Source organism: Arthrobacter sp. Y3223164 (genome assembly GCF_059091005.1).
In genome coordinates this window covers 1-7,520 of record NZ_JBNHGF010000112.1, presented here as the reverse complement: position 1 = coordinate 7,520, position 7,520 = coordinate 1, and the positions used below count along the sequence as shown (strand labels likewise).

10 protein-coding genes and 1 tRNA gene are annotated in these 7,520 nt (G+C 64.5%); 7 read left to right on the top strand and 4 right to left on the bottom strand.

The window, feature by feature from the left end:
* Positions 1-510: 510 nt before the first annotated feature.
* On the bottom strand, positions 511-720 hold the full coding sequence (locus tag AC5RUJ_RS07905) for a hypothetical protein (RefSeq protein ID WP_494013068.1): 210 nt from the start codon (positions 718-720) through the stop codon (positions 511-513).
* 180 nt (positions 721-900) lie between these two features.
* Between AC5RUJ_RS07905 and AC5RUJ_RS07900 the strand changes: the two genes are divergently transcribed.
* From AC5RUJ_RS07900 to AC5RUJ_RS07880, 5 genes are all read left to right on the top strand, one after another.
* Positions 901-1,089, top strand: a complete 189-nt coding sequence (locus AC5RUJ_RS07900) for a hypothetical protein (RefSeq protein ID WP_494101226.1) — start codon at positions 901-903, stop codon at positions 1,087-1,089.
* A 151-nt stretch (positions 1,090-1,240) separates the two neighbouring features.
* Entirely contained in the window at positions 1,241-1,444 is a 204-nt protein-coding gene (locus AC5RUJ_RS07895) for a cold-shock protein (protein ID WP_494002279.1), read from the top strand.
* A gap of 329 nt (positions 1,445-1,773) precedes the next feature.
* Complete coding sequence (locus AC5RUJ_RS07890; RefSeq protein WP_494002357.1) at positions 1,774-1,953, top strand: zinc-ribbon domain-containing protein; 180 nt, start codon at positions 1,774-1,776, stop codon at positions 1,951-1,953.
* A gap of 269 nt (positions 1,954-2,222) precedes the next feature.
* Positions 2,223-3,530 (top strand): Glu/Leu/Phe/Val family dehydrogenase, encoded by a 1,308-nt coding sequence (locus tag AC5RUJ_RS07885; protein ID WP_494002280.1) that lies wholly within the window; start codon positions 2,223-2,225, stop codon positions 3,528-3,530.
* A 174-nt stretch (positions 3,531-3,704) separates the two neighbouring features.
* The gene (locus AC5RUJ_RS07880) at positions 3,705-3,902 is read left to right on the top strand and encodes a hypothetical protein (RefSeq protein WP_494002281.1); all 198 of its coding nucleotides are present in this window, start codon (positions 3,705-3,707) and stop codon (positions 3,900-3,902) included.
* 137 nt (positions 3,903-4,039) lie between these two features.
* On the opposite strand, the gene AC5RUJ_RS07875 is transcribed toward AC5RUJ_RS07880, so the two are convergent.
* Both AC5RUJ_RS07875 and AC5RUJ_RS07870 read right to left on the bottom strand, forming a co-directional pair.
* Positions 4,040-4,127, bottom strand: a tRNA-Ser gene (locus AC5RUJ_RS07875).
* A 61-nt stretch (positions 4,128-4,188) separates the two neighbouring features.
* Complete coding sequence (locus tag AC5RUJ_RS07870) at positions 4,189-4,668, bottom strand: nucleoside deaminase (protein WP_494074222.1); 480 nt, start codon at positions 4,666-4,668, stop codon at positions 4,189-4,191.
* 61 nt (positions 4,669-4,729) lie between these two features.
* On the opposite strand from AC5RUJ_RS07870, the gene upp reads away from it, so the two are divergent.
* Both upp and AC5RUJ_RS07860 read left to right on the top strand, forming a co-directional pair.
* Positions 4,730-5,365 carry a uracil phosphoribosyltransferase gene (gene upp, locus AC5RUJ_RS07865; protein ID WP_494024343.1) on the top strand — a complete coding sequence of 212 codons (636 nt, stop codon included), beginning with the start codon at positions 4,730-4,732 and terminating at the stop codon, positions 5,363-5,365.
* A 504-nt stretch (positions 5,366-5,869) separates the two neighbouring features.
* Positions 5,870-6,733: a winged helix-turn-helix domain-containing protein gene (locus AC5RUJ_RS07860; RefSeq protein WP_494013021.1), complete on the top strand. Its 864-nt coding sequence runs from the start codon at positions 5,870-5,872 to the stop codon at positions 6,731-6,733.
* Between the two features lie 24 nt (positions 6,734-6,757).
* On the opposite strand, the gene AC5RUJ_RS07855 is transcribed toward AC5RUJ_RS07860, so the two are convergent.
* Positions 6,758-7,520: oxidoreductase dimerization domain-containing protein (locus tag AC5RUJ_RS07855; RefSeq protein ID WP_494155736.1), on the bottom strand; the 763-nt coding region annotated here is incomplete at its 5' end.

Here is a 7,520-nt window from a genome sequence, read left to right as displayed (position 1 = left end):
CGGTGCTCCGGCCGGGCCGCAGGCCGCAACAGCTCATCCAGCCCCACGGTTTCCCGCCGCCGGGGCCACCACCGCCGCGTTTTTCTCCGCAGGTGGGCGGCGCTTGGGCCCGCCGGAGCCGGTGTGTGACCGGCAGCCGTTATCGGGGCGCCGCTGGTTGCGCTGCCCGCCGGATCACGATCCCCTTGGTTCACCCGTAGCCCCCGTCCCCCTCAGCAGGCCCTGGACGTCCCCCGACGCCACCACAGGGAAAACCTGCAGACGAATTACCTCAAGGAGGCGGCTTTCGTCAGCCGCCGCGACCTGTGAGGTGGTCTTAGCGTACGGCTAAAATTCCACGACTCAACCTCTTTTTCCGGCGCTTTTCGATAGCTGTCGAAATGTGACATGGGCGGCATTTTTGTGATGGATGTGAAAGGCCGGATTGAGCCTGAAAGCATTGACAGGACCGCTGCATGGCACTAAAGATGGCACCCCGCCCGGGCACCATCTGCGGCATGAAAGCACGCGCTAGAGCACGCGCTGGTGAACCACGGCCGACCCTTCGGCGGGTACCGGGACCGGTTGCGGAACTCCCTGAAGATAGACCAGGAAATCCTCGCTGTGCTGCCTTCGGTGGAATGCGGTCAGGACGCCGACATGCTCGTCCCCGTTGGCCGTGGTCACTGAGACGACCCGGCCGATGGCGGTGGGCTTCAAAGCCTTGGCAGGGGTGGCCATTCTCTTACCTCCGAAAGCCAGAGAAGGTGCATGGATTAAGGCTACGCCCCACGTGGCGCAGCGGCAGGATGTTCAGCGAGACCAAGGCCCCGTGAGGGTCGGGTTGGCCGCGCCCGAGGGGTTGTGGACGTGTGCCGGATCGGCGACAGTGATAAGGAGCCGTACTACGCAGGAGCAGTAATGACGGAAAACGTTCAGCCCGCCGACGAAGACGCCGTCAGCGAAAACATCGAAGAGTATCAGCAGGATGACCGGCTTACCCCGGCCGACCGCATGGACCTCATTGCCAACGCCGTCGCCGAGGACGCCGACCGGGACGACGAATCCCGCAACCACGTCAAGGACGAAGGAGCCGGCGACTCTGCCTGACCTGTCTGGAGGACTGTCCCGCGGCTTCTTGCGGTCCGGACCTCCGGATGCTCTTGCTGCACGGCCGGTGCTCACCTAGGTTGAAGGTGGACGGTCGCGGGCAGGTTCCCGTTGGGGGAGTCGGCGCTGCCGTTCCAGAAGGAAGATCAGCATGGCAACAGGCACCGTCAAATGGTTCAATGCCGAAAAGGGGTTCGGCTTCATCAGCCAGGACGACGGCGGGCCGGACGTGTTCGCACACTTCTCGGCCATCGCCGCCAGCGGCTACCGCTCGCTGGAAGAAAACCAGAAAGTTGAGTTCGACGTCGTCCAGGGCCAAAAGGGACTGCAGGCCGAGAACATTCGCCCGCTTTAACACACGCTCAAACCAACGCCCCGCTCTCCGAAAGTGCGGGGCGTTTGTGTTGTAGCCGCCGTGAACCGCACAGGCTAGGGGACTCATTACTTACGCTCCGTCATCTTTGGCAGACGTGAGAGCCCTCGAATTCCTTTCGCTCCGCGCTGGTAGGTAATCGCCAAGTATGCTTACTATCTTGACAAGGGCGTCCTCTGCCAAGAGAACGGAGATCCATGTCTGCGATGCCCGCATCCCATCCGGGACTGACTGGAAACAACCTCTGAAAGGCACGCACAGTGTTTCTTCTCTTCGGTCTCAAGACCGCCCTTCGCGATCTGCCCGGACGGATGGCTACGTGCCAGTATTGCGGCCGGTTCGTGCACCATCGCCTGCAGGAACGCGCCACCAAACTCACAGTCTTCTTTATTCCGGTCTTCACAACATCCAGGGGCTTAGTCATCACCTGCACGAACTGCGGGCGGAGCTCCACAACGAAATCCCGACAGAAGAACGCACTCCTTAGCTAGCTGAGAGACTGCGTTTCACCTGGAAGGACATTTTTCCGAGGCGGCATAGGGCCTCGTTGTCTTGGCCGCACCGTTCATACCGGCAGGCGCGCGGCGAAGCGGAGCGGGCGTCTCGTCCCCGCTGGCCGGGTCTTAGGCCGCGGCCGCTGTTGAAGCTGCTAGTTGCGTCACGCCGTTTTGTGCACTCGCACACTGACGTCCCTTTCGCGCCCTTGTAGCGTCACATGCACACCCTCCGAAAGACCTAAGCCGAAAAGGAACCTCTGTCGATGACGACACCTGTCTTATCTCTGTCAACCGCACAATCCGAGCACGGCACGTCGGCTCCCACCCAGGACGCGGGACCGCTGGAGAACGCCCACAGGCAGCTTGCTTCAGCAATCCGTACGCTGGGATACAGCGAAGGGCTGCACCAGTTGCTGGCCCAGCCGCGCCGGGAGCTTTCCGTGAGCATCCCCTTGCGCCGGGACAACGGCAGCGTTGAGGTTCTCACCGGTTACCGCGTGCAACATAATTTTTCCCGCGGACCCGCCAAGGGCGGACTGCGTTACAGCCCGCACGTCTCCTTGGACGAAGTGCGTGCACTGGCAATGTGGATGACGTGGAAGTGCGCTCTGCTGGACGTCCCTTACGGCGGCGCCAAGGGCGGGATCACTATTGATCCGCGGAATTACTCGCAGCAGGAATTGGAGCGCGTTACGCGCCGCTACACCAGCGAAATCCTGCCGATCATCGGCCCTGAGAAGGACGTGCCGGCGCCCGACATCGGCACTGACGAACAGACCATGGCATGGATGATGGACACCTATTCGGTCAACGTCGGATACACGGTTCCAGGCGTGGTGACGGGCAAGCCTGTCAGTGTTGGCGGTTCCCTCGGCCGTTCGAGCGCCACATCCAGGGGCGTCGTGCACGTCGCGCTGGCAGCGCTTGCCCACGCCGGGCTTGATCCACGGCATAGCACCGCGGCTGTTCAAGGCTTCGGCAAGGTGGGAGCCGGAGCCGCAGAGTTCCTTGCCGACGCCGGAGTCAGCGTTGTGGCTGTGGGCGACCAGTATGGGGCCATCCATAATGCTGACGGCTTGAACATCCGTGCCCTGCAAGACCATGTCAAGGAGACTGGCAGCGTCGTCGGCTTTGCCGGCGCAGGTGCCATGCCTTCGGATGAGCTGTTGGAGCTTGAGGTGGACCTGCTGGTCCCCGCAGCAGTAGAAGGCGTGCTGCACGGCGGCAACGCCAACAAGGTGCGCGCCAAGGTCATCGTGGAAGGCGCCAACGGCCCCACCACGGCGGCGGCGGACGTCATTCTGCAGGACAAGGGCGTGCTCGTTGTTCCGGACATTCTCGCCAATGCGGGCGGCGTCATCGTCTCCTACTTCGAGTGGGTGCAGGGCAATCAGGCCTACTGGTGGACTGCTGCCGAAGTTGAAGAAAAACTGGAACACCGGATGTTGGCGGCGTGGGAGAACGTCCTGTCCATTGCGTCCAAGCGCGGCCTGAACCTGCGCGAAGCCGCTACGGTGACGGCGGTCGAGCGTGTGGCACAGGCGCACCTGACCCGCGGGCTCTACCCCTGATCCTGACTGCGCGCGTCGGCGGGGTTTCGCATGCCCCGCATCAGGGACCGGGCCGGTTGGGGGATGTTGCCGAACGATGGCGACATCCCCCAACCGGCGGCGGCACCCTCGTTTTGCCTCTCTTACCACCACGCAGCGGTCAAAATACTGCACAAGATTGAGGAAAGGTCTCCCATGACGGTAGACAATTGGAAAGACCTAACAGGCCAGCACGTTCAGATCCGCAAGGATGGGAAAGCCGTCCGGAAGGGCCGGGTCGAAGAGGTGACGCGGGCAGCGGACGCCCTGTGGCTGGAATGGCATGGCGGGCACCTGCGGCAGCTGTATGAAAAAGCTGAAGGTTATTCGGTAGAGCTCGTTCCAAGCCCGTAAGGCGCGGAACAGAAGAAGCTCTGGCCGTTACGGGTGGTCGTCGAACGGGCGACTCAAGCTCGGCAAACTGTCCCGATCTGCGGCGAAAGCAAAAGGCCCCACTTCCCTTCTCTAGGAGGGGAGCGGGGCCTTGCTAGTGGCGGTGACGGTGGGATTTGAACCCACGTTGGCTTTCACCAAACAACATTTCGAGTGTTGCACCTTCGGCCGCTCGGACACGTCACCAACGCGTCAACTTTACCCGCTGTTGGCCCTGAGCCCCAAAACGGCGCGGCCGGCACCTGAGTCAGAGGGGGAGATCGCCGCGGTGCCGCGCGAAGAACGCGCGCAGCATGGCGGCTGACTCCTCCGTGCGGACCTCAGGGTAGACCTCCACCCAGTGGTTCAGCCGACGTTCGCGCAGGATGTCGAAAACACTGCCGGCCGCGCCGGCCTTCTCATCCCACGCCCCGAAGACCACTTTCGGGATGCGGGCGAGCACGATGGCGCCGGCGCACATGGCGCAGGGCTCCAGCGTGACCACCAGCGTGCAGCCGTCCAGGCGCCAGGAGCCAAGCTTTCTGGCCGCCTCCCGGATGGCCACCATTTCGGCATGGCCGGTCGGGTCGTGCAGCGCCTCCCGTTCGTTGCGTCCGGAACCCAGCACCGCGCCGTCGGGCCCCATCACCACGGCGCCGATCGGCACGTCGGAGGTCTCCAGGGCCAACCGGGCCTGGTCCAGGGCAAGACCCATCCACTGGTGGTGCTGCGGATCAATGGGGCCCATGCCACCATTCTGGCAGGCCCGATGTTTGTCCCTGCTATCCGGCTGCCGGTAGTTTTGTGGAATGCGCGTACTCGAAGTGGATCATCCCCTTGTTGCCCACAAACTCACCGTTCTCCGCGACAAGACCACTCCGTCGCCCGTATTCCGCCAACTCACCGAAGAACTGGTGACCCTGCTGGCCTACGAGGCCACCCGCGACGTCCACACCGAGCCGGTGGAAATCGAGACCCCGGTCACCCGGACCATCGGGACCGCCTTCACCAAACCAACCCCGCTGGTGGTGCCCATTCTGCGCGCGGGCCTCGGCATGCTCGAGGGCATGACCAAGCTGGTGCCGACCGCCGAGGTCGGCTTCCTGGGCATGGCGCGCAACGAGGAAACGCTGGACATCATTACGTACGCCGAGCGGTTGCCGGCCGACCTCACCGGCCGCCAGGTGTTCGTGCTCGACCCCATGCTGGCCACCGGCGGCACGCTGCGCGAATCCATCAAGTTCCTCTTCGCCCGCGGCGCCGCCGACGTCACCTGCATCTGCCTGCTGGCGGCACCGGAGGGCCTGCAGGCCCTGCGCGATGAGCTCGAAGGCAAGAACGTCTCGATTGTGGTGGCGTCCATCGACGAGCGGCTGGACGAGAAAGCCTACATCGTGCCCGGCCTGGGTGACGCAGGGGACCGGCTGTACGGCGTTGCCGGCTGAACCAGCCGGCGAGGTGGCAGATCGGGGGCCCGCACGTTCCAGTGCGTGTCCACATTTTGGACGGTTTGCAAACGCCGGCGCTTTGCATCTAGTGCGCCTCACCACGAGGCAAAACCAACAATGCATATTTATTCACTGGCGCCCCGCAAGAGCGGTGTTCGGCTGATATTTATGCACGGCCGTGGTGTGATGTGTGGCACAAAAGCACTGTTTCTTCTCACTATGTGAGACAAGCAGGCTTATATTACTTGCACGTAGGCATTGTTACGCGCCAAACTCATGGTTGTGAACAACAACGCAACAGCATCTGCAGCCGCAGCCTTCAGTTACGGGACGTATCCCGGCGCACTGGCGGACTGTTGCCGAATGCAGGCCTAACTCACCACCCCTCGAGTTAATCCAGGCAATTCATCTGTCCAATGGCGGGCGCCAGAAACACATCCCGTGCGGGCATACCCATGCATTCGCGCCGTGATGACGGCCATTTTCACACATGAGGTTCTAATGTCAGTTTCATCCGGATACGTCCACATCTCCGTCCGCAACGCCCAGAACCGCGCGGCAGCCGCGCAGCGACAGGCAGCCGGGCAGAACCCGCAGTTCGCCGGACAGCCGTCTTACCCGGGGGAACAGCAGGCCTACCGCGTGCTGCGCGCGGTTCCCGGCCAGTTCGACGCCGCTGCCCCCCATCCGACCACCGCCCCCACCCCCGTGGTCACCCCCAATGGAATTCCCGGCCCGCAGGCGGTGTCGAATGACACTGTTGCCCGCGGGTTCGTTCTCTATGTGGGCCTGGACGAGGAGGCTGCCGCCGCCCAGGGGACCACGCTGAGCAAGCTGGCTTCCCAGGTGCGTGCCTATGTGCAGTCGCTGGCTCCCGACGCCCAGACCCACGGGGCCGTGGCCCTGGCGCCGGCCGACGCCCCGGGCGAGAACATTGACGTGGTGCGCCAGGCACTGGGCGATCCGACCGTCAGCCGCCGTCCGCGGACCGCGGCCGTGGAGATACAGCGGCAGCCGCAGCCGGCCTCGCACGCCAGCCGTCCCAGCGGCGTCCTGATCGATCTGTCCCGCCGCGAGGTGCACCTGGACGGGGAGACCCTGAACCTGACGTTCAAGGAATTCGAGCTGCTCAACTACCTCGTGGAGAACGCCACCCGCACTGTCGGCCGCGAAGAGCTGCTCTCCGGGCTGTGGAAGAACGCCGAGGAAGTTCCGAACGAACGCACCATCGACGTGCATATCCGCCGGCTCCGTTCCAAGCTGGGCCGCCTGGCCAACACCGTTCGCACCGTCCGCGGCCAAGGCTACCGCTTCTATGAGCACCCGGAAGTAGTGGTCTGGGCCGCGCCGGAGTACTCCATCTAAGTCCTGCCCGGCTCCGCCGCCGCGCTACAGCCCGTACGCCTCGAGCAGGCGGAGCCAGACCTCGCTGATGGTGGGGTAGGAGGGCACGGCGTGCCAGACCCGGTCCAGCGGGACCTGGCCGACGACGGCGATGGTCGCCGAGTGCAGCAACTCGCTGACACCGGGGCCGGCGAACGTCATGCCCACGATGACCTTGCGGTCCTCGTCCACCACCATCTGGGCCCAGCCCTGGTAGCCGTCGGCATACAGCGAGGAGCCGGCGACGGCGATCGGCAGTTGGGTGGCGGACACGGCGAGCCCGCGCTCCCGGGCCTGCTCTTCGGTGAGACCGACGACGGCGACCTCCGGGTCGGTAAAGATCACCGAGGGAACCGCCGCGTCGTCGGCAGTACTGGCGAAGCGGCTCCACGGTTCCGGGTCGCCGTTCAGCTCGCCGGCCGCGCGGGCGGCAATCGCGTCCCCCGTGGCCCGCGCCTGGTACTTGCCCTGGTGTGTCAGTTGGGCTTTGCCTGCGGCGTCGCCTACCGCATACAGCCAGCCCCCGTCGATGCCGCCCACGCGTCCGCTGGCGTCGACCTGCAGCCGCTTCGGATCCTGTCCCAGCTCCTCCAAGCCAAGGCCGGAGAGGGCCGGCCGTCGCCCGGTGGACACCAGGAGCTTCGCGGCCGTGACGGTGTCCGCCGCCCCGGTCTCCCCGTCCGCACCCGCAGCCGTCAGGGTGAGGCTGACGCCGCCGTCGTGCGCAGCCACCCGTGACGCCGCCGTGTGGAGCCGGATCCTCACCCCG

Bases quoted from the DNA above. Each gene is read 5' to 3' on its own strand.
- AC5RUJ_RS07870 (WP_494074222.1), bottom strand. From the start codon at position 4,668: ATGGGCCCCATTGATCCGCAGCACCACCAGTGGATGGGTCTTGCCCTG.
- AC5RUJ_RS07900 (WP_494101226.1), top strand. From the start codon at position 901: ATGACGGAAAACGTTCAGCCCGCCGACGAAGACGCCGTCAGCGAAAAC.
- AC5RUJ_RS07880 (WP_494002281.1), top strand. From the start codon at position 3,705: ATGACGGTAGACAATTGGAAAGACCTAACAGGCCAGCACGTTCAGATC.
- AC5RUJ_RS07890 (WP_494002357.1), top strand. From the start codon at position 1,774: ATGGCTACGTGCCAGTATTGCGGCCGGTTCGTGCACCATCGCCTGCAG.
- upp (WP_494024343.1), top strand. From the start codon at position 4,730: ATGCGCGTACTCGAAGTGGATCATCCCCTTGTTGCCCACAAACTCACC.
- AC5RUJ_RS07895 (WP_494002279.1), top strand. From the start codon at position 1,241: ATGGCAACAGGCACCGTCAAATGGTTCAATGCCGAAAAGGGGTTCGGC.
- AC5RUJ_RS07885 (WP_494002280.1), top strand. From the start codon at position 2,223: ATGACGACACCTGTCTTATCTCTGTCAACCGCACAATCCGAGCACGGC.
- AC5RUJ_RS07860 (WP_494013021.1), top strand. From the start codon at position 5,870: ATGTCAGTTTCATCCGGATACGTCCACATCTCCGTCCGCAACGCCCAG.
- AC5RUJ_RS07905 (WP_494013068.1), bottom strand. From the start codon at position 720: ATGGCCACCCCTGCCAAGGCTTTGAAGCCCACCGCCATCGGCCGGGTC.